This is a genomic window from Mesorhizobium sp. M4A.F.Ca.ET.022.05.2.1 (assembly GCF_003998845.1).
In the GTDB taxonomy this organism is placed as follows: Bacteria; Pseudomonadota; Alphaproteobacteria; order Rhizobiales; family Rhizobiaceae; genus Mesorhizobium.
In genome coordinates this window covers 1-433 of record NZ_RZOJ01000839.1, presented here as the reverse complement: position 1 = coordinate 433, position 433 = coordinate 1, and the positions used below count along the sequence as shown (strand labels likewise).

1 protein-coding gene is annotated in these 433 nt (G+C 66.3%); it reads right to left on the bottom strand.

Features of this window, described 5'->3' with window-relative positions; genetic code table 11:
* Positions 1-433, bottom strand: a 433-nt coding sequence (locus EN745_RS35720; protein ID WP_245487923.1) for a LysR substrate-binding domain-containing protein, incomplete at both ends; no start/stop codon positions are given.

Sequence of the window (433 nt, the reverse complement as noted above, 5' to 3'; positions counted from 1 at the left end):
GTAATGGCGAAGGTCGATCGGCTTTTCCAGGGGAGGGCCGGCGGCAAGCAGCGCCGGCGACAGGACCGGTGAATCGACGGTCGAGGCCAGGCGCTCGGCCTCGCTGCGCGGCCATGACGTGGCGTGCGCGCTAAAACGCAAGGCAAGCTCGGGCTGGTCGCTGCGGAACTCGATCGGCCGTGGATCGACTTCAAGGGAAACGTCGATATCAGGCCGCAACTGGCGAAAGCGATTGAGCCGTGGCACCAGCCACACGGCGGCGAGCGACGGTTCGACGCTGACGCGCGCGACGGCTTGGGCTGGCGAGGCCGTGAGCTCGGAAAGCACGCGGTCGATATCGTCGAAGCTTCTCACCAATCGGCCGAGCAGCCGATGGCCCGCATCCGTCAGTTCGACACGGCGATGGAGGCGCAGGAATAGCGGTCTTCCCAGA